Below are 22,662 nucleotides of genomic sequence, written 5' to 3'. Positions count from 1 at the left end.
CGCCCCGAGCCGTCGGTACCGTATGTCCGCCGACGCCCGTGCCGCGCGGCAGTGTCCATGGCTCATCGCACCCGTGTGCGAGTGTCAGATCAACTCACCGGGGGGCGGGGTGCGGATGGCGGTGTGGCCACTGGCTCCCCGGCGTGCCCGGTGCCCGCACACGACCCGGTCCGGACGGCGACCGTGACGGCCGAGCTGAACGAGGCGGTCGCCGCGGCGCAGGCCGGCGACGAGGAGGCGTTCCGGTTCCTCTACCGCAGCCTGCAGCCCGCCCTGCTGCGCTACCTGACCGCTCTCGTCGGCGCCGACGCCGAGGACGTGGCCTCCGAGGCGTGGCTCCAGATCTCCCGCGACCTGCCCTCCTTCACCGGTGGCGAGTTCCGCGCCTGGGCGGTCACGATCGCCCGCAACCGGGCCATGGACCATCTGCGCCGGCAGCGGCGGCGTCCGTCGGTACCGGTGCCGGTGCAGGCGCTCAACGACCTGGCCGCCGACGCGGACACCGCCGACCGGGCCGGCGAGGCCATCGCCACCGAGAGCGCGCTGGCCCTGATCCGTACGCTGCCACCGGCCGAGGCGGAGGCGGTGATGCTGCGGGCCGTCATCGGCCTCGACGCGGAGACCGCCGGGCGGGTGCTGGGACGGCGGGCCGGAGCCGTGCGCACCGCGGCGCACCGGGGCCTTCGCCGGCTGGCTGCCATGCTGGAGCGCTCGGCGGCGGACACTGCCCCGGACGACTCCCGGGGCGCCCTCGCGCCGCGTCCCCGTACCGACCGCCAGGTGCCGCACGCGCCCGAGGCCGAGCCGGCGGAGGGCTGACGTGAGGAGAGACGGCATGCACCCTCGCCGGTCCGGCGGGCCCGCCGACCGGGCGGAATCCGATCGTCTGCTCGACGCCGCGCGCGCCGGGTCGCCACCGGGGCCGCAGACCGACCCGCTGACCCGGCTGCTGTCGGCCGCGGCCGGCCCGGCCACCGCCGGTGAGATCGCCGGCGAGGACCGGGCGGTCGCCGCCTTCCGGGCCGCCCGCGCCGGGCCCGTGCCCGCGGTCCGGCCGCGCCGGCGCCTGCGGATCGCCGCCGCGCTGTCCGGGCTGGCCGCCACCGCGGTCGCCGGGGTGGCCTTCGCCGCCGTACGCCTGGACCGCCATCCGGACCCGGTGATCCCGCCGGCGCCGGCCACCAGCGGCCCGGGCGTCACCGGCCCCACCGCCACCGGGCCGTCGCGGCCGGCGCCGAGCACACCGGCCGGCGAGGCGTCGGGCGCGGCGTCCCGGCCGGCCCGCGACGTGACGCCGACGCCGACGTCGACGCCGAGCGTCCCGGCCGCGCCGCCCGCGCCCCCGGCGGGGAACAACCGGATCGTCGCCCACTGCCGCGCCTACCTGGTCAAGTCGGAGCGGCAGCGGGAGAAGGCGCTGACCAGGCCCGGCTTCGCCGACCTGGTGGCCGCCGCCGGCGGCCCCGAGCAGGTGGAGAGCTACTGCCGGAATCTGGTGGGGGAGCCTTCGGGGACCCCGCCAGCCGAAGACGACGACCAGGACGAGGACGACTGAGCGCGGGGGGCGCAATCAGATTCCGGACAAAAATTCATCTCTCCGGGCAAGCGGATCACGTCTGCTAGACAGAGGATGGTGTGACGGCGTCCCGCGCCGAACGGGCCGGGCGCGTCGCGACACCGTGGTCGTCCGTCGCCGAGGAGGAGCCGCCCCATGGTGATGTCGCCGGACCTGGACCGCGCCGTCGTCCTGGGCGACGAGCAGGCGGCCCGGGGCCACCTCGCCCGGATCTGCTTCAAGACCGGACCACCCACGCTCGTCGGCGTCGAACTGGAATGGACCGTGCACGACGCCGCGGACCTGGCCCGGCCGGTCGACCGCGAGCGACTACGCAGGGCGCTGGGGCGGCACAGCCCCGTGACGCTCGACCCCACCAGCCCGGCCGACGAGCTCCGGCGCGCGAGCGCCGTGACCGTGGAGCCCGGCGGGCAGGTGGAGATCTCCGCCGCGCCGCGACCGACTGTCGGCGCGCTCGTCCTGGCCACCGAGGCCGACGTCGCCGAGCTACGGGCCCGGCTGGACGCCGCCGGGCTGGTGCTCGGCCGTAGCGGCATCGACCCCTGGCGGCTGCCGCGACCCGTCGTGGAAACCCCCCGCTACCGGGCCATGCGGTGCGCCTTCGACCGGCGCGGCCCGGCGGGGCGGGCGATGATGTACAGCACGGCGGGCCTGCAGGTCTGCCTCGACGCGGGCGAGCCGGAGCACCTCGCGCAGCGGTGGGCCGCCGCGCACGCCGTCGGCCCGCCGCTGCTGGCCGCCTTCGCCACCGCCGACCGGCACGCGGGCCGGGCCACCGGCTGGGCCTCCGCCCGGATGGCCACCTGGCTGGCCATCGACCCGGCCCGGACCCGTCCGGTGTGGTCGCCCGAACGCGCCGACGAGGATCCGGTGGCCGCCTGGACCGGGTACGCGCTCGCCGCGCCGCTGCTCTGCGTACGCGGCGACGGCCCGGACTGGACCGCGCCGCCGGGCGTCACGTTCGCCGACTGGCTGGCCGGCGCGCTGCCCCGCCCGCCCACCACCGACGACCTGGAGTACCACGTCAGCACGCTGTTCCCGCCGGTGCGCCCGCGCGGCTACCTGGAGCTGCGCTACCTGGACGCACAGCCCGGGGCGGCGTGGACCGTGCCGCTGACGGTCCTGGCCGCGCTCTTCGCCGACCCGGTGACCACCCGCGACGCGCTGGCGGCGGCCGCGCCGGTCGCCGACCGGTGGCGCGCGGCGGCCCGGTGCGGACTGGCCGAGCGCCCGCTGGCGACCGCCGCGGCGGCGCTGTTCGACCTGGCCCTGACGGCCCTGCCCCGCCTCGATCTGCCGCCCGCCATCCACGAGGAGACCCACCGAGAGATCCGGCGGCGACGTGCCGCCGCGGAGAGGGGACACCGGTGACCACGACCGAGCGACCGGGCACTGACGCCGAACGACTGCGCGACCGGATCGCCGCGGAGCTGGAGCGGACCCGCGCCCGCACCGCGGCGCTCACCGACGCGGTGGACGACGACGACTTGGTCCGGCAGCACTCCACGCTGATGTCGCCGCTGGTCTGGGACCTGGCGCACGTCGGCAACCAGGAGGAGCTGTGGCTGGTCCGCGACGTCGGCGGCCGCGAACCGGTGCGCCACGACATCGACGACCTCTACGACGCGTTCAAGCAGCCCCGCAAGGACCGCCCGGCGCTGCCGCTGCTGCCGCCGGCCGAGGCGCGCGCCTACGTGCGTACGGTCCGCGACAAGGTGTTCGACCTGCTCGACGGCATCCGCTTCACCGAGCGTCCCCTGGTCGCCGACGGGTTCGCGTTCGGCATGATCGTGCAGCACGAGCAGCAGCACGACGAGACCATGCTCGCCACCCACCAGCTGCGCGCCGGCGCTCCGGTGCTGGACGCGCCGCCACCGCCGGAGCCCCGGGCCCGGGTCGGCGGGGAGGTACGGGTGCCGGCCGGGCCGTTCACGATGGGCACCTCCACCGACCCGTGGGCGCTGGACAACGAGCGCCCGGCGCACACCGTCGACGTGCCCGCGTACCTCATCGACGCCGCGCCGGTCACGAACGGGCAGTACCGCGCGTTCATCGCCGACGGCGGATACGACGAGCCGCGCTGGTGGAGCGAGGCCGGCTGGCGGCACCGGATCGAGGCGGAGCTGAGCGCGCCGATGCACTGGCGGCGCGACGGCGACGGCTGGGCGTACCGCCGGTTCGGCCGCTGGTCGGCGGTCCGCGACGACGAGCCGGTGGTGCACGTCTGCTGGTACGAGGCGCAGGCGTACGCGGCGTGGGCCGGCAAGCGGCTGCCCACCGAGGCGGAGTGGGAGAAGGCGGCCCGCTGGGACCCGGCGTCCGGCCGGTCCCGCCGTTACCCGTGGGGCGACGAGGATCCGGGCGCCGAGCACGCCAACCTGGGCCAGCGGCACCTGTGGCCGGCGCCGGTGGGCGCGTACCCGGCGGGCGCCTCGCCGCTGGGCGTGCACCAGCTCGTCGGCGACGTGTGGGAGTGGACCTCGTCGCCGTTCCGCGGGCACCCGGGCTTCACCGCGTTCCCGTACCGGGAGTACTCGGAGGTCTTCTTCGGCGACGACCACAGGGTGCTGCGGGGCGGCTCGTTCGGCACCGACCGGTCCGCCTGCCGGGGCACGTTCCGCAACTGGGACTACCCGATCCGGCGGCAGATCTTCAGCGGTTTCCGCTGCGCCCGTGACGCCGGACCGGAGGAGTGAGCCGGCCCGATGTGCCGTCACCTCGCGTACCTCGGTCCACCCCTGCTCCTGGGCAGCCTGCTGTTCGACCCGCCGTACGGCCTGCTGCGCCAGTCGTGGGCGCCGCGTGACATGCGCGGCGGCGGCACCATAAACGCCGACGGCTTCGGCGTCGCCTGGTACCCGGACGACGGCGACCCGGTCCGGTACCGGCGGGCCCAGCCGATGTGGAGCGACACCACGCTGCCGGAGCTGGCCGCCGTGACGCGGGCGCGGGCGGTGCTGGCGGCGGTCCGGTCCGCCACCGTCGGCATGCCGCTGCACGAGACGGCGGCGGCCCCGTTCGCCGAGGGACGGTGGCTGTTCAGCCACAACGGCGTGGTGCGGGGCTGGCCGGACAGCCTGGTCCCGATCGCCGCCGGCCTGCCCGTGCGCGACCTGATCACGCTCGACGTGCCGACCGACTCGGCGCTGCTGTGGGCGCTGGTCCGGCACCGGCTGCGCGCCGGGGCCGCGCCGGACGAGGCGGTCGCCGACACGGTCGCGGCGGTCGCCGCAGCCGCTCCCGGCTCGCGGCTGAACCTGCTGCTCACCGACGGTACGACGGTGGTGGCGAGCACGGGCGGCCACGCGCTGGCGGCGCGCCGCGGGCCGGACTCGGTGCTGCTGGCCTCCGAACCGTTCGACGACGACCCGGCCTGGCAGGCGGTGCCGGACGGCCGGCTCGTGGTGGCGTCCACGGGCCGGTTCGACGTGCGGGAGCTGACCGCCGCCTGACCTTCTTCCCATCACCGGCAGGACAGAGAGGACACCTGATGAGCGCGGAGCCGCTGGAGATCCACCTGGAGGAGCGGGACCTCGACCGTGGGTTGCGGGAGGACGTACGGGTGGGGCTGGCCGCGACGCCGAAGTGGCTGCCGCCGAAGTGGTTCTACGACGCCCGGGGCAGCGAGCTGTTCGAGGAGATCACCCGCCTGCCGGAGTACTACCCGACCCGGGCCGAGCGGGCCGTGCTCGCCGCGCACGCCGACGACGTGGCCACCCTGACCGGCGCGAAGACGCTGATCGAGCTGGGGTCGGGCTCGTCGGAGAAGACCCGCCTGCTGCTGGACGCCTTCACCCGGCACGGCGACCTGGGCACGTTCGTGCCGCTGGACGTGTCGGTGAGCGCGTTGCGCTCCTCCACCGAGCAGATCGCCGCCGCGTACCCGGGGCTGCGGGTGCGGGGAATCGTCGGTGACTTCACCCGCCACCTGGACCGGCTGCCCACCGGCGGCCGGCGCCTGGTGGCGTTCCTCGGCGGCACGATCGGCAACCTGCTGCCGGTGGAGCGGTCCGGGTTCCTCACCGCGATGCGCGCGGCGCTGGAGACCGGCGACTGGCTGCTGATCGGCACCGACCTGGTGAAGGACCCGGCGGTGATCGTGCCCGCGTACGACGACGCGGCGGGCGTGACCGCCGAGTTCAACCGCAACGTGCTCCGGGTGATCAACCGGGAGCTGGGCGCGGACTTCGACGTCGACGCGTTCCGGCACGTGGCGGTCTGGGACCCGGAGCGGGAGTGGATCGAGATGCGGCTGCGCGCCGAGCGCCCGGCGACGGTGCGGGTGCTGGACACCGACGTCGTGTTCGCCGCCGGCGAGGAGCTGCGTACCGAGGTGTCGGCCAAGTTCCGGCCGGAGGGGATTGCGGCCGAGCTGACCGCCGCCGGGTTCACCCGGCAGGCGTTCTGGACCGACCCGGGCGGGCTGTTCGGGGTGACCCTGGCCCGGGCCGACTGAGTGCCTGGGTGGTCCGGGCCACACCCGCTGACGGGCCCGGCGGGTGATCGGCTAGGCTGGCTGCGCGAAGGGGAGTAGCCCCCAATGTCGTGGTCGACACACTGGTGCGTTCCGCATCCGGCCACGCGGCCCCGGTCTCCGGGGCGGGCGAGACCTTCGACTCAGGCTGTCGCAGCCGGGTCGAGGGCGCCCCCGTTCCTCCTCCCGGCTTGATCGGGAAGGTTCACATGGAGGGTTTCCTCGTCGCGCTGGTGGTCAGCTTCGGCGTGATCTTCGTTGCGGAGCTGGGCGACAAATCCCAGCTCATGGCGCTGACATTCGCCACTCGGTTCAAGACGGTGCCGGTGCTCATCGGCATCACGATCGCCACCGCGATCGTGCACCTGGCCTCGGTGGCCATCGGGTACGGCCTGAACGCCGCGCTGCCCACCGGCTGGATCTCGCTCATCGCCGGCCTGGCGTTCCTCGGATTCGGCGCGTGGACGCTGCGCGGCGACAAGCTGACCGAGGAGGAGAAGCGCAAGGCCGAGCGCAGCGGCAAGTCGGCGATCCTCGCGGTGGGTGTGGCGTTCTTCCTGGCCGAGCTGGGCGACAAGACCATGCTCGCCACCATCACGCTGGCCACCAAGTACGGCTGGTTCGGCACCTGGCTCGGGTCGACGCTCGGCATGGTCGCCGCGGACGCGCTGGCGATCCTGGTGGGCCGGATGCTCGGCCGGCACCTGCCGGAGCGGGCGATCCGTTACGGCGCGGCAGTGCTGTTCGCCATCTGCGGCCTGTGGCTGATCTTCGAGGCGGTGGCGGAGCTGAACTGAGCGGCCCGCGTCGCGCCGGCCGTTCCCGCTCCGGGGACGGCCGGCGCGACACGGGTCAGGCGGTTCCGCCCTGGTAGACGTCCGGGATGCCGTCACCGTCGGCGTCCCGGTTCTCCCGTTCGCTGATCCGGCGGTAGACCCGGTTGCGGCGGACCAGCACCACCGAGGCGAGCAGGGCGGAGGTCAGCGAGCCGAGCAGCACCGCCACCTTGACGCCGTCCTCCTCCGGGCTGCCCGTGCCGAACGCCAGCTCGCCGATGAGCAGCGACACGGTGAAGCCGATGCCGGCCAGCAGCGCGAGTCCGAGCAGGTCGGCCCAGGTGATCTCCTCGTCCAGTTCGGCCCGGGTGAACCGGGCGAGCAGGTACGTCGAGCCGAACACGCCGACGACCTTGCCCAGCACGAGTCCGGCGGCGACCGCGAGCACCACCGGGTTGCTGAGCACGCCGCCCACGTCCACGCCGACCAGCGTCACCCCGGCGGCGAAGAAGGCGAAGACCGGTACGGCCAGGCCGGCGGAGACCGGCCGCCAGCGGTGCTCCAGCCGCTCGGCCAGGCCGGGCGAGCCGTCGCGTCCGCGCAGCACGGGCACGGTGAAGCCGAGCAGCACGCCCGCGACCGTGGCGTGCACGCCGGAGGCGTGCACGAGCGTCCAGGCGGTCACGGCCAGCGGGATCAGCGCCCACCACCAGGTGCGGCGCCGCTGCACGAGCAACCCGAACACGGCGATCGGCAGCAGCGCGCCGAGCAGCGGCAGCGGGTGGAAGTCGGCGGTGTAGAACACCGCGATGATGGTGATCGCGAAGAGGTCGTCCACCACCGCGAGGGTGAGCAGGAACGCGCGCAGCCCCTGCGGCAGGTGGGAGCTGACCACGGCGAGCACTGCGAGGGCGAACGCGATGTCGGTGGCGGTGGGGATGGCCCATCCGCGCAGCCCGGCGCCGCCGGCGCTGAGCGTCACCGCCAGGTAGATCAGCGCGGGCGCGACCATGCCGCCGACGGCCGCGATCACCGGCAGCGCGGCCCGGCGGGGATCCCGCAGGTCACCGGCGACGAACTCGCGTTTGAGTTCCAGGCCCACCACGAAGAAGAAGATCGCCAGCAACCCGTCGGCGGCCCAGGTGCGCAGGCTGAGGTCGAGGTGCAGCGCCGCGCCGCCGGGCCAGGGCACCCAGTGGCTCAGTTCCGCGTACCCGGCGCGCCACGGCGAGTTGGCCCAGATCAGCGCGATCACGGCGCCGAGAAGCAGCAGAGCGCCGCCGACCGTCTCGGTGCGCAGCACGTCGGCCAGGAACCGGGCCTCCGGCCAGGAGCGGCGGGAGAGCAGGCGCGACGGAGGTGGGGTGTGGGTCATGCGGCGTCCGTTCGGGAGCTGGGGTCGGCGAATCCATCGCCGACCAGGCTTCCCGGCACACCGGTTCCAAGCCTAACGGCCGCCGGGACCGGCGGCGAGCTGGGCCGGTGGGACGCTCGTCCCATCTCGTGGGCGGGCGTCCCACCGGCTCCGGTCAGCGCTGGCCGGGCAGCGCCGGCAGGGCGGCGCCGGCCGGTTCGCAGAACGCCGCCAGTCGCTTGATCAGCTCGTCCGGTTCCGCGTACGGGTCCAGCGTCCGCACCTCGTCCGGGTCCAGTTCCGGCACCGGGACGTGGGAGATCAGCGGGTGCAGCGGGCGGGTGTCCACCTCGTCCGCGCCGAACAGGTGCTCGTGCAGCTTCTCACCGGGCCGCAGGCCGGTGAAGACGATCTCCACGGGCCGGTCCGCCTCGGCGGCGAGCCGGCGCGCCACGTCCGCGATCCGGACCGGCTCGCCCATGTCGAGCACCAGCGCCTCGCCGCCCCGGCCGATGGTCGCGGCCTGGAGCACCAGGTGCACCGCCTCCTGGACGGTCATGAAGTAGCGGGTGACGTCGGGGTGGGTGACGGTGACCGGCACGCCGGCGCGGATCTGCGCCTGGAACGCGGTGAGCACCGACCCGCGGCTGCTGAGCACGTTGCCGAACCGGACGCTGAGGTAGGTGCCGTTGAGCCGCTGCGCGTGGTACGCGGTGAGCCGCTCGGTGATCCGCTTGGAGTAGCCGAGCACGCTCGCCGGGTTGGCCGCCTTGTCGGTGGAGATGTTCACGAACTGGGCGACGTCCCGGCACGCCTCCAGCACGTTCAGCGTACCCAGGATGTTGGTCTTGATCGCCTCACCGGGATGGCGCTGGAGCAGCGTGAGGTGCTTGAGCGCGGCGGCGTGGAACACCACGTCGGGCTGCCGGTCGGCGATCACCCGGGCGATGCCCTCGGCGTCGCGGATGTCGGCCAGGATCAGCTCCGGGCCGTCCAGCAGCGCGCGCCCGTGCAGGGACATCTGCAGCGCGTGCAGCGCCGACTCGTCCCGGTCGAGCATCATCAGCTCGTCCGGCTCGCAGCGGGCGATCTGCCGGCACAGCTCCGAGCCGATCGAGCCGCCGGCGCCGGTCACCAGCACCCGCCGGCCGGCCAGCCCACCCCGCTCCACGCTCAGCTCCGCCACCCGGTGCGCCCGGCCCAGCAGATCGGTGAGCTGGACGTCGCGCACGTCGGTGGCGGCGACCGGCCGGTCGAGCAGCTCGCGCACCGGCGGCAGCACCTTGAACGCCGCCCCGGCCTCCAGGGTCCGGGTACGCACGTCGCGCAGCAGCTGCGGGTCCGAGCCGCTCATCGAGAAGATGACGGTGGTCGCCCCGGTCGCCCGAACGGCGTCGCCGACCTGCTCGCGGCCGCCCAGTACGCGCAGCCCCTCCAGCCGCAGGCCGCGGCTGTCGGCCGCGTCGTCGAGCAGGCCGACCGGCCGGTAGCTGCTGTCGGGATCCTGCAGCAGCACCCGGACGAGCCGCTCGCTGGCCGCGTCCACCCCGTAGACCAGGCAGCGCTCGGCGTTCCGTGGGGCGGGTGGCCGGCGGTCGGCGTGGGCACGCCACAGGCCGCGGGCGGTCGCCATCACCACCAGCGCCACCGTGCCGCCGACGAGCGGCGTGCTGGCCGGTACGGGATGCCGCGTCCACTGCATCACGGCGACGGCGCCGACGGCCGCGACGAGCGCGACGGTGACGGCGAGCCCCTGCGCGTCCCCAGAGCTGCCGATCGGGTAGCGGCCGTAGATCCGGGAGCGCAGCAGCGTGAGCGCGGCGTACAGCGCGGCGCAGGCCAGCGCCAGGCCGAGCGTACGGGCGCTGGCGGCGACGGTCAGGTCGAACTCGTACCTCGTCCAGGCGGCGCCGAGAAATCCTCCGCACCACGCGGCCGTGTCCAGCGTTAACAGGGAAAGGGTGGCGGCGCGGTGGGTGATCCGGCGGTGCGGTCGCACTGCTGTGCTGGCTTCACGATCCATGGGCTGCCCTCTGTGTCCTATCCGGATTGAAAGGATTAGACCTTCTGTGCCTGTTCGGTCGTTTACATTCGTCAAGTCACGTAACGTCGTGAATAGGCGATTCGATCCTGGCACGGGTACGGGTGCTTTTAGGGGGCTTTCGTGCAGTTTCATCGGCAGACCGGCGTGTCGCTAGGGAGGGCGTGATGGACGTTCTCGGCTACCTGCGCCTGGTCCGACGCCACTGGTGGATCGTGTTGGTGACGGTGATGCTCGCCCTGGGCACCGCCGCGCTCGTGACGGTCCGGACGGCGCCTCGGTACGAGGCCTCGGTGACGTTCTTCGTCACCACGCCCAGCCAGGGCGTCACCGACGCCTACCAGGGCAGCCTCTTCCTCCAGCAGCGGGTGAAGTCCTACGGTGACCTGCTCACCAGCGACCGGCTGGCGCAGAGCGTGGTGGCCGACGCGCCGCTGGGTCTCACCGCCGACCAGGTGCGCAGCCGGATCCGGACCGCCAGCACGACCGGCACGGTCCTGCTCAAGGCCACGATCACCGACACCGACCAGACCCGGGCGCTGAAGACCACCGAGACGCTCGCGACGAAGTTCACCGAGCTGGTGCGCAAGGTCGAGACGCCGCCGGACGGCAATGCCCCGCCGATCAAGATCGAGGTCGTCAGCGGTCCCCGGGTGACGTCCAGCCCGGTCTCGCCGCAGCCCACGCGCAACCTGGTCATGGGCGGTGTGCTGGGCCTGCTGCTCGGCGCCGCGCTGGCCGTGCTGCGCGGGCTGGCCGACGTCCGGATGCGCGACGGCGCCGCGCTGCAACGGGTGACCGGCAGCCCGCTGCTCGGCGAGATCCCGTACGAGAACGGCGCGAAGGCGGCGCCGCTGATCGTCGGCGCGGCGGCCACCTCCGCCCGGGCCGAGGCGGTCCGCAAACTGCGCACGAACCTGCGCTTCGTGGACGTGCACGAGCCGGCCCGGGTCATCGCGGTCACGAGCGCGTTGCAGGGCGAGGGGAAGACCACGATGGCCTGCAACACCGCCATCGCGCTGGCCGAGGCGGGCTGGCGGGTGCTTCTCATCGACGCCGACCTGCGCCGCCCGAAGGTGGCCGACTACCTGGGCCTCGACGGCGGCGTCGGCCTCACCGACGTGCTGGTCGGCGACGTCCAGGTCGGTGACGTGGTGCAGCGCTGGGGGGAGAAGTCCCTTCTCGTGCTGCCCAGCGGCGCCACCCCGCCCAACCCGAGCGAGCTGCTCGGCTCGAAGTCCATGGCGGACCTGCTGGTGGCGCTGCGGGACTCGGCGGACATCGTGGTGATCGACACCGCGCCGCTGCTGGCCGTCACCGACGGCGTGGTGGTGGCCGTGCAGGCCGACGGCGCGCTCCTGGTCACCCAGCAGGGCCGGACCTCGCGCAGCCAGGTGGCGGCGGCGGCGAACGCGCTCAGCTCGGTCTCGGTGCGCCTGCTCGGCTGCGTGCTCAACATGGCCAAGGTGGCCAAGTCGGACGCCTACCAGTACGAGGCGTACAAGGTGGTCGTGCCGCCGGCCGCGCCCTCGGTGCCGGCCGACCGGGCCGGCAGCCGCCGGGGCGCCAAGGCCGTCGGGGGCGACCGGACGCAGGAACTCACCCGGCTGTCGCGATGAGCGCGAGCACGGGGCGGATCGACCGCTCGATCTCCTCCGCGCACCGCCGGAAGTCGGCCGGCGAGCCGCCGATCGGGTCGCGCAGGTCGTCCACGTCGGGGGCGGCGGGTTGCAGCCGCCCCCGGGCGCGCACGGCGGCCGACACCGCCGCCCGCAACGGCGTGCCCGCCTCCGCCTCGTCCGCCCGGGCCTCGGTGGCCAGCCGGGCGAACTGCCGGAGCGTGAACGTCCGCGCCAGCGTGGCCGGGGCCATCGCGGTGCAGGCCGAGCGCTGGCGGCGGGTCGCGGTCAGCACCAGCGCCGCTCCGGTCAGGTGCTCGGGGCGCAGCCGCCGGGTGCGGAAGGCCGCCGGGTCCGCGCCGGTCCGGGCGGCCACCTCGACCGCGTACGGGTGCATGGCGGCGCCGTCGATCGCGTCGGTGCCCGCGCTGGCGACCGCCAGCGGCAGACCGGCCAGCATCCGGCGGGCGATGAACTCCGCCATCGGTGACCGGCACATGTTCGCGTGGCAGACGAAGAGGACCTCGTCGACCATCTGCACCCCTCTCGTCGGCACGGTCGCGGCGCAGAGTGCCGCGACGGCGTTCTTCCGGCTGTCGCGGCCGGACGCAGAGGGGTTGCCGGAATCGTACGCGCCGCGCCGCGCGCCCGTCCGGCAAGCCGCGCCGGGAGCGTGGACATGAGGATCGGCATCCTGTCGTACCACTTCCCGCCGGAGCCGGCGTTCGTCCCGGGCAGCCTGGCCGAGGAGCTGGTCGCCCGGGGCCACGAGGTACGGGTGCTCACCGGGTTCCCGGACTACCCGGGTGGCCACGTCTATCCGGGCTGGCGGCAGCGCTGGCGGCACCAGACGCACAGCGAGCGGCTGACCGTACGCCGGGTGCCCCGGTACGCCGGCGGCGACGGCACGCCCCGGGCCCGTACCGCGAGCTGGCTCTCCTTCGCCGGCAGCGCCGCGCTCGCCGGGCGGGGCCTGCTGCGGGGCGTCGACGCGCTCTACGTCTTCGGTCACCCGGCGGTCACGTTCGCGGCGTCCGGGCTGCTGCGGCTGCTCGGGCGTACGCCCACCGTCCTGCACGTGCAGGACGTCTGGACGGAGCACGAGCCGGGCCCGGCACAGAGCGACCGGGCGCCGGCCCGGCTGGAGGCCGCCATGCGCCGCCTCTACCGGGAGGCGGCAGTGGTGGCGGTCAGCTCGCCGTCCATGGCGGATCTGGTGCGCGCCCGCGGGGCCGATCCGGCGCGGGTGCGTACGGTGCTCAACTGGACCGACGAACGCATCTTCCGTCCGACCCAGGCCGGTCCGGCCGTCCGCCGGCTCATCCGGCGGGACGACCGTTGCGTGGTGATGCACGCCGGGACGATCGGCGTGCGCCAGGGGCTGGAGACGGCGGTCCGCGCGGCGGCGGCGCTCGGCGACCGGATGGACCTGGTGCTGGTCGGCTCCGGTCCGCAGGAGCGGCGGGTGCGGGGGCTCGCCGCCGAGCTCGGCGCCGACAACGTCCGGTTCGTCGAGCGACGGTCCGCCGTGGACATGCCGCAGCTCTACGCGGCCGCCGACTATCAGCTCGTGGCGCAGCGCGACCTGCCCGAGCTGCGGGGGACCGTGCCCGCCAAGCTCCAGGCCGCGCTCTCCTGTGCCGCGCCGGTGGTCGCCTCCGCCGGTGGGGAGACGGCGGAGCTGGTCGAGCGGGCCCGCGCGGGGCTGTCCTGCCCGCCGGAGGACTGGGCGGCGCTCGCCGACCGCTTCTGGCTGGCCGCCGCCATCCCGGCGGCCGCCCGGATCGACATGGGTAGGCGGGGCCGGGGCGCGTACCTGCGGGAGATGTCGATGCGGACCGGCGTGGACCGGATCGAGGCCCTGCTGCAGGAGGCGGCGGGTGTGGCGTCGAAGCGAGCAAAACTCGCAGAAGCGATGTAAGCCAACAGAGCGGCGGAATAGCCAACTAAAGCTTCCTTTTCCATGCTAGAAAGCAACTCGATTGCGAAAAGTGTCCTATTCGTCTCGTAGGAGGATTTTGTGTCCGGACCCGGTCCTTCGCCCGGCCGCCGACGGCGCTCGCGGCGGCGCCGGCGCGCCCGGGTCCGCCGGATCCTGCTGACCGGGCTGGTCGTCGTCTCGGTGCTGCTCAGCGCCGGTGGCTGGGTGGCGTTCCGGGGCTGGCAGGCCCGCGCCCACCTGGTCAACGCCGCCGGGCTGGCCAAGGAGCTCAGCGCCCAGGTGCTCGACGGCGACGTGGCCCGGGCGCAGCGCACGCTCGCCGCGTTGCAGGAGCAGGCGGCCGCCGCGCGCGGCGCTACCGGGGATCCGGTCTGGTGGGCCGGCCAGCAGGCCCCCTACGCGGGGGACAACCTGGCCGCGGTGCGGCAGATCTCGGTGGCGGTGGACGACCTGGCCCGGCTCGCGTTCCCCACGCTGCTGCGGGTCGACCTCGCCTCGCTGGTGCCGAAGCAGGGCCGGCTGGACCTGGCCCGCCTGCGCGGGGTCTCGGCCGAGGTCGCGGCGGCCGACCAGGCGGTCCGGGCCACCGCCGAGCGGTTGCGGCAGGTGCCGGTGGACAGCCTCGTGGCGCAGGTGCGCGACGCGGTCACCGCGCTGCGCGCGGAGCTGGACAAACTGGGCGAGCTGACCTCGGCGGCGGATCGGGGCGCGCGGCTGCTGCCGCCGCTGCTCGGTGCGGACGGGCCACGCAGTTATCTGCTCGTCTCGCAGAATCCGGCCGAGCTGCGCGCCACCGGCGGCATGTTCGGCGCGTACGCGGTGCTGCGGGCCGAGGGCGGCCGGGTCCGGTTGGTCAAGCAGGGCAGCTCGTCGGACCTGCGGTCCTTCGACCCACCGCTCAAGATCGGCGCGGAGGCGAAGCGGCTCTGGGGCGACCTGCCGGGCATCTATCCGGCGGATGTGAACCTCAGCCCGGACTTCCCGGCCGCCGCCGCGCTCTACCGGGACATGGTGCGCCGCCGTACCGGCACCACCGTGGACGGCGTGCTGGCGGTGGACCCCGTGGTCCTGTCGTACCTGCTCGGCGTGGTCGGCCCGGTGACCGTGCCGGACGGGCCTTCGCTGGCCGCCGCCACCGCCGTGCGGACGCTGCTCAGTGACTCGTACCGGGACCTGGACACCAAGGACCAGGACGTGTTCTTCGCCCGGGCCGCGTCCGGCGTGTTCGACACGTTGTTCACCAAGACGGTCGACCCTCGGTCGCTTTTGACCGTTTTTAGTCGTTCCATTAGCGAACGTCGGATATTGTTCTGGAGTGTCCGATCCGATGAGCAGCGCGCGCTGGCCGACACCCGGCTGGCGGGTCAGCTCCCGGAGAAGGACACCGTGCCGACTGTCGGCGTGTTCCTCAACGACGGCAGCGGCGCGAAGCTCGGTTACTACCTCAGGTTCTCGGCCACCGTGACGGTCGGCGAATGCCATCCGGACGGGCGCCGCGAGCTGCGGCTGAAGGTGACGGTGAACTCCACCGCCCCGAAGTCGGGCCTGACCAAGTCGGTGACCGGGCTGGCCCTGTCCGGCGACAAGTACACCGCACGCACCTTCGTCTCCGTCCACACGCCCACCGGGGGCGCCGTCCTCACCGGGCGGCTCGACGGGAGGGACACCGCGATGGGCAGCGGCACCGACGGCCGCCGCCAGGTGGCGGTGGCCAACGTGGAGACCCGCCCGGGGCAGACCCGGACGCTCGACGTCACGGTGCTCACCGGCCAGACCGGCGCCGGGACGGCCGAGCTGGTGCACACGCCCACCGTCACCCCATGGACCACCCAAGTAGTCAACGCACCAAGCTGTGAACAGTAGGAGGGAAACCATCATGCGGCTATCCCGCATCATCATGGCGCTCACGGTGGGCCTGGCCGTAGCGGCCGTGCCGACCGCGGCCGGGGCGGCGCAGCCGCAACCCCCGGTCTACCCGCCCGAGGTCGCGTCGCTGACCGTCTCACCGACGACCATCCGGCTCGGCGAGACGTTCACCCTGCGGGGATCGAACTTCGGGCCGAACGAGACGGTCCGAATCGACGTGGCGATCTCGGGCCTGCCCGCGGCCGCCCCGGCCGACGGTTCCGCGCGACGCAGCGACGGCAGCACGGTGGCGATGGCGCCGGTCGCCTACACGCCCAACCGTGCCCAGCCGCAGCCCGCGCCGACCACGTTCACCGTGACGACCGACGCCAGCGGCAACTTCACCGTGACCTACCGGCCGACCCGGCCCGGGCGGTACACGTTCACCGCCACCGGTCTGACGTCCGGTCGGATCGCCAGCGCCACCGGCACCGTCCTGCCGCCGCGGCCGACCAAGTCCCCGCACCACGGCGGGCTGCCGGTCACCGGTGACAGCATCGGCACGCCGCTGAAGCTCGGTGGGGGCCTCGCCGCCGCCGGCGCGGTGCTGCTGCTGGCCTCCATGGCCTGGCGTCGCCGTCGCCTCGGCTGATCCGGGGCGCGCCGGGAAAGACCCGGCTCGATCGTGAGTGCCCGCCGGACGGAGTCCGGCGGGCACTCACGTGTCCGTGCCACACGACACAATGGGCCATGGACGCGACACCGTGGACCGATCAGGCCGGCCTGCTCACGCTGCCCGGGGGCGCCACCGTCCGCGGGCGGCGAGTCGCCGAGCCCGCCTCGCCCGCCGACTTCGCGCTGCTGCTGGCGCCCGGCCCCGAACCGGAGTGGCCCGCCCGGCGCATCCGCTGGCCCGACTTCTGGATCCCGGCCGACCGCGCCGACGCGCTCGACGCGCTCCGGGAGGCGTGGCGGCGCGCGTACGCGGGCGAGCGGGTCGAGGTGGCCTGCCACGGCGGTGTGGGGCGTACCGGAACCGCGCTCGCCGCCTTCGCCGTACTGGACGGGCTGCCGCCCGCCCGGGCGGTGGCCTGGGTCCGCTCCCGCTACCATCGGCGGGCGGTGGAGACGCCCTGGCAACGATGGTGGTTGCGCGGCGTCCGCTGACTCGCCCGGTCACCGAGCGGGGCCGGGCGATCGGCGCCGCGTCACGGCCCCGGTGAGCCACCCGGCCCTGATCAACGGGCTCGGTATGGTGCCTTCTCATGAGAGCCCGGGTCCTGGCCGCCGTCACCGCCGTCACCCTGCTCGCCGCCGGGACACCCGCACCGGCGCCGGCCGCCCCCGGGACGGCCCCCGCGCCCGGCGCCACCGTGCCCTGCCCCCGGCAGCCCGCGCCGAAGGTGAGCCGGCCGCCCCGCCCGACGCCGCCGGCCACGACACCCGAACAGGCGGCGGTGGGCGGGGAGGCGCTGGCCGGCGCCGGACTGGTCGCGCCGCCGGGCAGCCCCGCGCCCCCGGCGGTCACCGCCAGCACCTGGCTCGTGGCGGACCTGGACACCGGCGCCGTTCTGGGCGCGTGCGGGGCGCACGTCCCCGGCACGCCGGCCAGCACCCAGAAACTGCTGCTGGCCGCCACCATGCTGAGCCGGCTCGACCCGAAGCAGGTGGCCGTCGCGACCCGCGCCGACCTCGACATCGAACCGGGCAGCTCGGCCGTCGGGCTGCTCGTCGGTGGCCGCTACAGCGTGGAGACGCTCTGGCTGGGCCTGCTCCTGCAGTCCGGCAACGACGCGGCGAACATGCTGGCCCGTCTCGGCGCCGGCAGCACGCAGGCCGGCGTCGCCGAGATGAACGCGCAGGCCCGCCGGCTCGGCGCCGGGCAGACCCACGCGGTCACCCCGTCCGGACTGGACGGCCCCGGGCAGTTCACCACCGCGTACGACCTGGCGCTGATCGCGCGGGCCTGCTTCGCCGACGCCGCGTTCCGCCGGTACGCGCTCACCGAACGCACACAGATCCCGGCCCAGCCCGCCCTGAAGAAGGGCGGGTTCCAGATCCAGAACGAGAACCAGCTGATCTACCGCTATCCGGGCGCGCTCGGCGGCAAGACCGGTTTCACCGAGCTGGCCCGGCACAGTTACGTCGGCGCCGCGCAACGCGGCGGACGCCGTCTCGTGGTGACGCTGCTCGGTGCCGAGGCCCGGCCGGTACGCGGCTGGCAGCAGGGCGCCCAGCTGCTCGACTGGGGCTTCGGGCTGCCCCGGGACGCCTCGGTCGGCCGGCTGGTGGAGCCGGGTGAGGGGGACGCCGAGGCGGCGGAACCCCGTAACGCTCCCGCCGCCGCGCCGGCCCGTACCGTCTCGCCGCCGTGGCGGGGGCCGGCCGGCACCGCGCTGCGCCGCGTCGGCGAGGGGGACTGGCGGATGATCGTGCCGCTCGCCGGTCTGCTCGCCCTCACCGTCGGCGGGGTGGCGGCGGTGCTCGCCGCCCGCCGGGGCCGGTCCCGCCGCCGCGGACGCCGCCGCGCCTGAACCCGGCGTCCCGGCGGGTCGCGTGGACACCGATTCCGTGGGTATGCGCCCGGCATGGAGCACCCGGGCCGGATCGTGGTGGTCTCGGCGGACATCGGCGCCGGACACGACCGGGCCGCTGACGAGCTGGCGCAACGGCTGCGTGCGCGGGGCTTCGCGGTGGACCGGCTGAACCTTCTGCACCTGCTGCCCCGCCCGCTGCACCGGGCGGTGCGCGAGACGTACCGGGGGGTGCTGCACCGGCTCCCGTGGGGCTACCACGCGCTGTTCCGGCTGACCGGCAGCTCACCGACGGCCGTACGCGCGATCCGCGCGCTGCTGAGGCCGTTGCGCCGTCGCCTGCGCCGCCGCATCCCGTCCGACACCCGGGCCGTGGTCACCACCTATCCGTTCGCCAACCAGCTCCTCGGCCCGTTGCGGCGGCACGGGCGGCTCCGTGTCCCGGTGATCACCTACGTGACCGATTTCGTGGTGCACCCGACCTGGCTCGCGCCGGGCGTGGACGTGTACTGCGCGGTCCGCCACGCCGAGACGCGCCAGGCCGACGCCGCCGACGTCACGGTGGTGCAGCCGCTGGTGTCCCGCGCCTTCGCCCGTCCCGGCCCGGAGGACCGGCAGCGGGCCCGGCAGCGGTTCGGCCTCCCGGCCGACGGTGTGCTCGCGCTTGTCGTCGCGGGCTCCTGGGGCGCCGGCGAGGTGCCGGCGACGGTGGCCGAGGTCGCCGCGGCGGGTGTCCGCCCGGTGGTGGTGTGCGGGCACAACGCGGCGCTGCGCCGCCGGCTGCACGGCGCCGGCCGGTACGTGCTGGGCTGGGTCGACGACATGCCGGCACTGATGCGCGCCGTCGACGTGATGGTGGAGAACGCCGGTGGGCTGACCTGCCAGGAGGCGCTGGCGGCCGGGCTGCCGGTGGTCACGTACCGGCCCATCGCCGGTCACGGGCGTGCGAACGCCGCGATCCTGGCCCGCGCCGGCCTGAGCCGGTGGGCGGGCACACCGCAGCAGCTCGGGCCGGTGCTCGCGGCGGTGATCGGGACTTCACCGGTGGTCCCGTCCCACGACGACGTGTCCCAGGACCCGGCCGGTCTGGTCGCCGAGGCGGCTCGCCGGGCGCCGCCCGCGGGTTCGGCCGGCACGCGCCGCCCGTTGCTGGACCCGGTCGGCGACGCGGTCGCCGTACTCGCCGCGATGCTGCAGTCCACCGGCGGTCTGCGATGAGAGCGGCGACCCTGGCCCGGGCCGCCGCGCTCGCGCTGCCGGTGTTGCAGGTGGCGCCGTCGGTCACGGCGCTGCCCGCCGTGCGGCGGCGGTGGCTGCCCGGCCTGCACGGAATCGGGGCGCCCGACCGGGTCGCGCTGACCTTCGACGACGGCCCGGACCCGGAGTCCACCGGCCACGTCCTGGACGTGCTGGCGGCGCACCGGGTCCGTGCCACGTTCTTCGTGCTCGGCGCGATGCTGCGGCGCAACCCGGCGCTGGGCCGCCGGCTGGTCGACGACGGCCACGAGGTGGCCGTGCACGGCTGGACGCACGACAACCTGCTGCTGCGCGGCCCGGCCCGCACCGTCCGGGACCTGACCCGCGCGTACGACCTGGTCACGGACGTGACCGGCCGTGCGCCCCGGTTCCTGCGACCGCCGTACGGCGTGCTCACCGCCGCGGCGCTCACGGCCGCCCGGCGGCTGCGTCTGCGGCCGGTGCTGTGGAGCTGCTGGGGGCGGGACTGGACCGCCACGGCCACCGCCGACACGGTCGCGCGAACCGTCCTGTCCGGGCTGGAGGGAGGCGGCACGATCCTGCTGCACGACTCCTCCCGTACCGCCGCGCCGGGCGCCTGGCGGGCCGGTGTCGCCGCGCTTCCGCGCGTGCTGGCCGAGTGCCGTCGCCGCGGATGGCACGTCGGCCCGCTCAGCGGTCACGGGCTGCCCGCGCGCTGATCCGGGCACGGGCGGGGGAGCCTACCGCGTGGCCCCGGCGCCGGGGCCCGAATCCCGGAGCCGGTGACCCGTTCGGGTCGGCGTGGCTAGCGTCCGGGTCATGAGGACCTGGGGATCCTTCGTGGCGCTGGCCGCCGCCCTGCTGGTGCCGGTGTCGGCGACGCCCGCGGTGGCGGGCGTCCGCGCGCCCGTACGCCGGATGCCGGCCGCGCCGCCCTGCCCGAACGTGCCGCCCCCGTCGACCCGGCCGCCGCAGCCGCCGCCCGCGCCCGATCCGGCCGCGCGGGCCGTCGGCGGCGCGACGCTGGACACCGCCGGGCTGGTCGTCCCGCCCGCGTCGACCGCGCCGCCGCCGGTCACCGCCACCTCCTGGGTGGTCGCCGACCTGGACAGCGGCGCGGTGCTCGGCGGCTGCGGGCCGCACGAGTACGCGGTGCCCGCGAGCGTGCAGAAGCTGCTGCTGGCGGCCACGATGCTGCCCCGGCTGGACCCGAACCGGGAGGTCACCGTGACCGCCGGGGATCTGGCCGTGGAACCGGGCAGCTCGGCGGTCGGGCTGGTCGAGGGCGGGCGGTACCGGATCGAGACGATCTGGCTGGGACTGCTGCTGCGTTCCGGCAACGAGGCGGCGAACGCGCTGGCGCGCCTCGGCGGCGGCCCGGACGGGCTGGCCGGCGGGGTGCGGGCGATGAACGAGGAGGCGCACCGGCTCGGCGCGCGGCAGACCCACGCGGTCACCCCGTCCGGGCTGGACGGTCCGGGCCAGTTCACCAGCGCGTACGACCTGGCGCTCATCGCGCGGGCGTGCTTCGCGAACCCGGCCTTCCGCCGGTACGCCGCCACCCGTACGGCGCAGATCCCGGCCCAGCCGGCGCTGCGCAAGAAGGCGTTCGCGATCTCCAACGACAACATGCTGCTGGACCAGTACCCGGGCGCGATCGGCGGCAAGACCGGCTTCACCGACCTGGCCCGGCACACCTACGTCGGCGCCGCCGAGCGCGGCGGGCGGCGGCTCGTGGTCACGCTGCTCGGCGCCGAGGTGACCAGCCAGCGGGGCTGGCAGCAGGGCGCCGCGCTGCTGGACTGGGGATTCGCGCAGCCTCAGGACGCCTCGGTCGGGCGGCTGGTCGAGCCGGGTGAGCTGGACCGGACCGCGCCACCGGCGGGCGGCGGGGCGTCGGCCCTGGCCGGGCACGCCGACCTGCGTGGCGGCGCGCCGGGCCCCGGCGCCGCGCCCAGCGCCGGTGTGACGGTGGCGGTGGGCGCGGTGCTGACGGCCGGGGGAGCGGTGCTGCTGGCACGGCGGCGCCGGCACGCCGCGGCGGCCGCCGCCACCATGTCGACCGGGTCGGTTCTGCGCGAGCCGGAAATTCCGGAACAGGACTGAAAGCGGCGGTCCGGGTCAGTGGCAGGCGGGCGCCGCGGTGCTGTCGCGCACCACCAGTTCGGTGGCCAGTTCGACCCGGGGCGAGTCGATCTCCTCACCCTGGGCCAGCCGCAGCACGGTACGCGCGGCGAGCCGCCCCATCTCGACGAGGGGCTGGCGGACGGTGGTCAGCGGCGGTGAGGCCCACCGTGCCTCGGGCAGGTCGTCGAAGCCCACCACGCTCACGTCGTCGCAGACCCGCAGTCCGCGCCGGCGCACCGCCTCGTACACCCCGAACGCCATCTGGTCGCTCGCCGCGAAGATGGCCGTCGGCGGCTCGTCGAGGTCGAGCAGCGCGCCACCGGCGGTGAACCCGGAGGCGTGGTAGAAGTCGCCGGGCTGCACCAGCCGGTCGTCGGCGGCCACACCGGCAGCGGCCAGCGCGGCCCGGTAGCCGTCCAGCCGGGCCCGGCTGCACAGCAGGTGCGGCGGGCCGGCCACGAAACCGATCCGCCGGTGGCCGAGCTTGAGCAGGTGCTCGGTGGCGGCCAGGCCGCCGGTCCAGTTGGTGGCGCCGATCGCCGGCACGTCGGTGGCGGCCACGCCGGCGGCCGGGTCGACCACCACCACCGGCACGTTGAGGCGGCGCAACTGGGCCTGCACGGCCGGGCTCAGGTGCGAGGTCACCACGATCACGCCGTCGGACGCGCGGGCGCGCAGGTTGTGCAGCCACTGCCGGGTGGAGCTGGACTCGCGGTGGATCGCCGAGACGACGGTGCCCACCCCGGCGGCGTGACTGACGTCCTCCACGCCGCGGATGATCTCCACGGCCCAAGGGCTGTCCAGGTCGTTGAAGACCAGGTCGACCAGGTCCGCCCGGCGCACCGTACGGCTGCCCCGGCGCCGGTAGCCGTGGTGGCGCAGCAGCTCCTCGACCCGTTCCCGCGTGTCCGGCGCGACGTCGGACCGCCCGTTGAGCACGCGCGACACGGTCGGGACCGAGACGCCGGCCTCCCGTGCGATCGCGGTGATGGTCACCCTGCGTTCGTCGTCCGCGCTCACCCGTGTTCCCTTCGCCGGCTGCCGGAACCGACCGGTAGACCGTCCCGCCCCACGCACATCTTGCCGTACGCAGAGGGCTTGACGACAGGCCGGACCGGCCCTAGCGTTCGCACGAGTTGCGGAAACGTTCCGGAAA

Annotated in this window: 20 protein-coding genes; 16 read left to right on the top strand and 4 right to left on the bottom strand. The window is 75.0% G+C overall.

Annotated elements, in window-relative coordinates:
• Positions 1-183 precede the first annotated feature (183 nt).
• The 7 genes from DQE82_RS12965 (at position 184) to DQE82_RS12935 (ending at position 6,847) form a co-directional block, all read left to right on the top strand.
• Positions 184-819, top strand: a complete 636-nt coding sequence (locus tag DQE82_RS12965; protein WP_069088687.1) for an RNA polymerase sigma factor — start codon at positions 184-186, stop codon at positions 817-819.
• A 16-nt stretch (positions 820-835) separates the two neighbouring features.
• On the top strand, positions 836-1,555 hold the full coding sequence (locus tag DQE82_RS12960; protein WP_069088588.1) for a hypothetical protein: 720 nt from the start codon (positions 836-838) through the stop codon (positions 1,553-1,555).
• A gap of 156 nt (positions 1,556-1,711) precedes the next feature.
• Positions 1,712-2,947: an ergothioneine biosynthesis glutamate--cysteine ligase EgtA gene (gene egtA, locus DQE82_RS12955; RefSeq protein ID WP_069088589.1), complete on the top strand. Its 1,236-nt coding sequence runs from the start codon at positions 1,712-1,714 to the stop codon at positions 2,945-2,947.
• Positions 2,944-4,272 (top strand): ergothioneine biosynthesis protein EgtB, encoded by a 1,329-nt coding sequence (gene egtB / locus DQE82_RS12950; protein ID WP_113972801.1) that lies wholly within the window; start codon positions 2,944-2,946, stop codon positions 4,270-4,272. The genes egtA and egtB overlap by 4 nt, the downstream gene beginning before the upstream one ends.
• A gap of 9 nt (positions 4,273-4,281) precedes the next feature.
• A complete protein-coding gene (gene egtC / locus DQE82_RS12945) occupies positions 4,282-5,028 on the top strand; it encodes an ergothioneine biosynthesis protein EgtC (protein ID WP_113972800.1) in 747 nt (248 codons plus the stop codon).
• A gap of 38 nt (positions 5,029-5,066) precedes the next feature.
• On the top strand, positions 5,067-6,032 hold the full coding sequence (gene egtD / locus DQE82_RS12940; protein WP_113972799.1) for an L-histidine N(alpha)-methyltransferase: 966 nt from the start codon (positions 5,067-5,069) through the stop codon (positions 6,030-6,032).
• Between the two features lie 227 nt (positions 6,033-6,259).
• Positions 6,260-6,847, top strand: a complete 588-nt coding sequence (locus DQE82_RS12935) for a TMEM165/GDT1 family protein (RefSeq protein WP_043323720.1) — start codon at positions 6,260-6,262, stop codon at positions 6,845-6,847.
• 55 nt (positions 6,848-6,902) lie between these two features.
• On the opposite strand, the gene nhaA is transcribed toward DQE82_RS12935, so the two are convergent.
• Both nhaA and DQE82_RS12925 read right to left on the bottom strand, forming a co-directional pair.
• Complete coding sequence (gene nhaA / locus DQE82_RS12930) at positions 6,903-8,201, bottom strand: Na+/H+ antiporter NhaA (RefSeq protein ID WP_113972798.1); 1,299 nt, start codon at positions 8,199-8,201, stop codon at positions 6,903-6,905.
• Between the two features lie 154 nt (positions 8,202-8,355).
• Entirely contained in the window at positions 8,356-10,203 is a 1,848-nt protein-coding gene (locus DQE82_RS12925) for a nucleoside-diphosphate sugar epimerase/dehydratase (protein ID WP_113972797.1), read from the bottom strand.
• 185 nt (positions 10,204-10,388) lie between these two features.
• On the opposite strand from DQE82_RS12925, the gene DQE82_RS12920 reads away from it, so the two are divergent.
• A complete protein-coding gene (locus tag DQE82_RS12920) occupies positions 10,389-11,840 on the top strand; it encodes a polysaccharide biosynthesis tyrosine autokinase (protein ID WP_043323724.1) in 1,452 nt (483 codons plus the stop codon).
• Here DQE82_RS12920 and DQE82_RS12915 read toward each other — a convergent pair.
• On the bottom strand, positions 11,821-12,375 hold the full coding sequence (locus DQE82_RS12915; protein ID WP_043330096.1) for a protein-tyrosine-phosphatase: 555 nt from the start codon (positions 12,373-12,375) through the stop codon (positions 11,821-11,823). The two genes, DQE82_RS12920 and DQE82_RS12915, sit on opposite strands and share 20 nt — an antisense overlap.
• Positions 12,376-12,519: 144 nt before the next feature.
• On the opposite strand from DQE82_RS12915, the gene DQE82_RS12910 reads away from it, so the two are divergent.
• The 8 genes from DQE82_RS12910 to DQE82_RS12875 all read left to right on the top strand — a co-directional run bounded on the left by DQE82_RS12910 (position 12,520) and on the right by DQE82_RS12875 (position 21,485).
• A complete protein-coding gene (locus DQE82_RS12910; protein ID WP_113972796.1) occupies positions 12,520-13,761 on the top strand; it encodes a glycosyltransferase family 4 protein in 1,242 nt (413 codons plus the stop codon).
• 99 nt (positions 13,762-13,860) lie between these two features.
• The gene (locus DQE82_RS12905; RefSeq protein ID WP_113972795.1) at positions 13,861-15,645 is read left to right on the top strand and encodes a DUF4012 domain-containing protein; all 1,785 of its coding nucleotides are present in this window, start codon (positions 13,861-13,863) and stop codon (positions 15,643-15,645) included.
• A 13-nt stretch (positions 15,646-15,658) separates the two neighbouring features.
• Positions 15,659-16,279 carry a hypothetical protein gene (locus tag DQE82_RS12900; RefSeq protein WP_043323730.1) on the top strand — a complete coding sequence of 207 codons (621 nt, stop codon included), beginning with the start codon at positions 15,659-15,661 and terminating at the stop codon, positions 16,277-16,279.
• A gap of 98 nt (positions 16,280-16,377) precedes the next feature.
• A complete protein-coding gene (locus DQE82_RS12895) occupies positions 16,378-16,794 on the top strand; it encodes a protein-tyrosine phosphatase family protein (protein WP_030499976.1) in 417 nt (138 codons plus the stop codon).
• A 98-nt stretch (positions 16,795-16,892) separates the two neighbouring features.
• A complete protein-coding gene (locus DQE82_RS12890; RefSeq protein ID WP_064445816.1) occupies positions 16,893-18,161 on the top strand; it encodes a D-alanyl-D-alanine carboxypeptidase family protein in 1,269 nt (422 codons plus the stop codon).
• 54 nt (positions 18,162-18,215) lie between these two features.
• Positions 18,216-19,379, top strand: a complete 1,164-nt coding sequence (locus DQE82_RS12885) for a glycosyltransferase (protein ID WP_064445817.1) — start codon at positions 18,216-18,218, stop codon at positions 19,377-19,379.
• Complete coding sequence (locus DQE82_RS12880; protein ID WP_069088599.1) at positions 19,376-20,098, top strand: polysaccharide deacetylase family protein; 723 nt, start codon at positions 19,376-19,378, stop codon at positions 20,096-20,098. The genes DQE82_RS12885 and DQE82_RS12880 overlap by 4 nt, the downstream gene beginning before the upstream one ends.
• Before the next feature lie 100 nt (positions 20,099-20,198).
• Entirely contained in the window at positions 20,199-21,485 is a 1,287-nt protein-coding gene (locus DQE82_RS12875; RefSeq protein ID WP_113972794.1) for a D-alanyl-D-alanine carboxypeptidase family protein, read from the top strand.
• Positions 21,486-21,500: 15 nt separating this feature from the next.
• Here the strand turns inward: DQE82_RS12875 and DQE82_RS12870 are convergent, their stop codons facing one another.
• Entirely contained in the window at positions 21,501-22,526 is a 1,026-nt protein-coding gene (locus DQE82_RS12870; RefSeq protein ID WP_113972793.1) for a LacI family DNA-binding transcriptional regulator, read from the bottom strand.
• Between the last annotated feature and the right edge of the window lie 136 nt (positions 22,527-22,662).

It is taken from the genome of Micromonospora sp. LHW51205 (genome assembly GCF_003315815.1).
Classification (GTDB): domain Bacteria; phylum Actinomycetota; class Actinomycetes; order Mycobacteriales; family Micromonosporaceae; genus Micromonospora; species Micromonospora chalcea.
Note: the sequence above shows the minus strand (reverse complement) of the source record. Positions and strands in the feature narration are given on the sequence as shown.

Coding starts and splice junctions, on each gene's coding strand:
- DQE82_RS12910 (WP_113972796.1), top strand. CDS start 12,520: ATGAGGATCGGCATCCTGTCGTACCACTTCCCGCCGGAGCCGGCGTTC.
- DQE82_RS12900 (WP_043323730.1), top strand. CDS start 15,659: ATGCGGCTATCCCGCATCATCATGGCGCTCACGGTGGGCCTGGCCGTA.
- nhaA (WP_113972798.1), bottom strand. CDS start 8,201: ATGACCCACACCCCACCTCCGTCGCGCCTGCTCTCCCGCCGCTCCTGG.
- DQE82_RS12880 (WP_069088599.1), top strand. CDS start 19,376: ATGAGAGCGGCGACCCTGGCCCGGGCCGCCGCGCTCGCGCTGCCGGTG.
- DQE82_RS12935 (WP_043323720.1), top strand. CDS start 6,260: ATGGAGGGTTTCCTCGTCGCGCTGGTGGTCAGCTTCGGCGTGATCTTC.
- DQE82_RS12890 (WP_064445816.1), top strand. CDS start 16,893: ATGAGAGCCCGGGTCCTGGCCGCCGTCACCGCCGTCACCCTGCTCGCC.
- DQE82_RS12895 (WP_030499976.1), top strand. CDS start 16,378: ATGGACGCGACACCGTGGACCGATCAGGCCGGCCTGCTCACGCTGCCC.
- DQE82_RS12960 (WP_069088588.1), top strand. CDS start 836: ATGCACCCTCGCCGGTCCGGCGGGCCCGCCGACCGGGCGGAATCCGAT.
- DQE82_RS12925 (WP_113972797.1), bottom strand. CDS start 10,203: ATGGATCGTGAAGCCAGCACAGCAGTGCGACCGCACCGCCGGATCACC.
- DQE82_RS12920 (WP_043323724.1), top strand. CDS start 10,389: ATGGACGTTCTCGGCTACCTGCGCCTGGTCCGACGCCACTGGTGGATC.
- egtA (WP_069088589.1), top strand. CDS start 1,712: ATGGTGATGTCGCCGGACCTGGACCGCGCCGTCGTCCTGGGCGACGAG.
- DQE82_RS12885 (WP_064445817.1), top strand. CDS start 18,216: ATGGAGCACCCGGGCCGGATCGTGGTGGTCTCGGCGGACATCGGCGCC.
- DQE82_RS12875 (WP_113972794.1), top strand. CDS start 20,199: ATGAGGACCTGGGGATCCTTCGTGGCGCTGGCCGCCGCCCTGCTGGTG.
- egtC (WP_113972800.1), top strand. CDS start 4,282: ATGTGCCGTCACCTCGCGTACCTCGGTCCACCCCTGCTCCTGGGCAGC.
- DQE82_RS12915 (WP_043330096.1), bottom strand. CDS start 12,375: ATGGTCGACGAGGTCCTCTTCGTCTGCCACGCGAACATGTGCCGGTCA.
- egtD (WP_113972799.1), top strand. CDS start 5,067: ATGAGCGCGGAGCCGCTGGAGATCCACCTGGAGGAGCGGGACCTCGAC.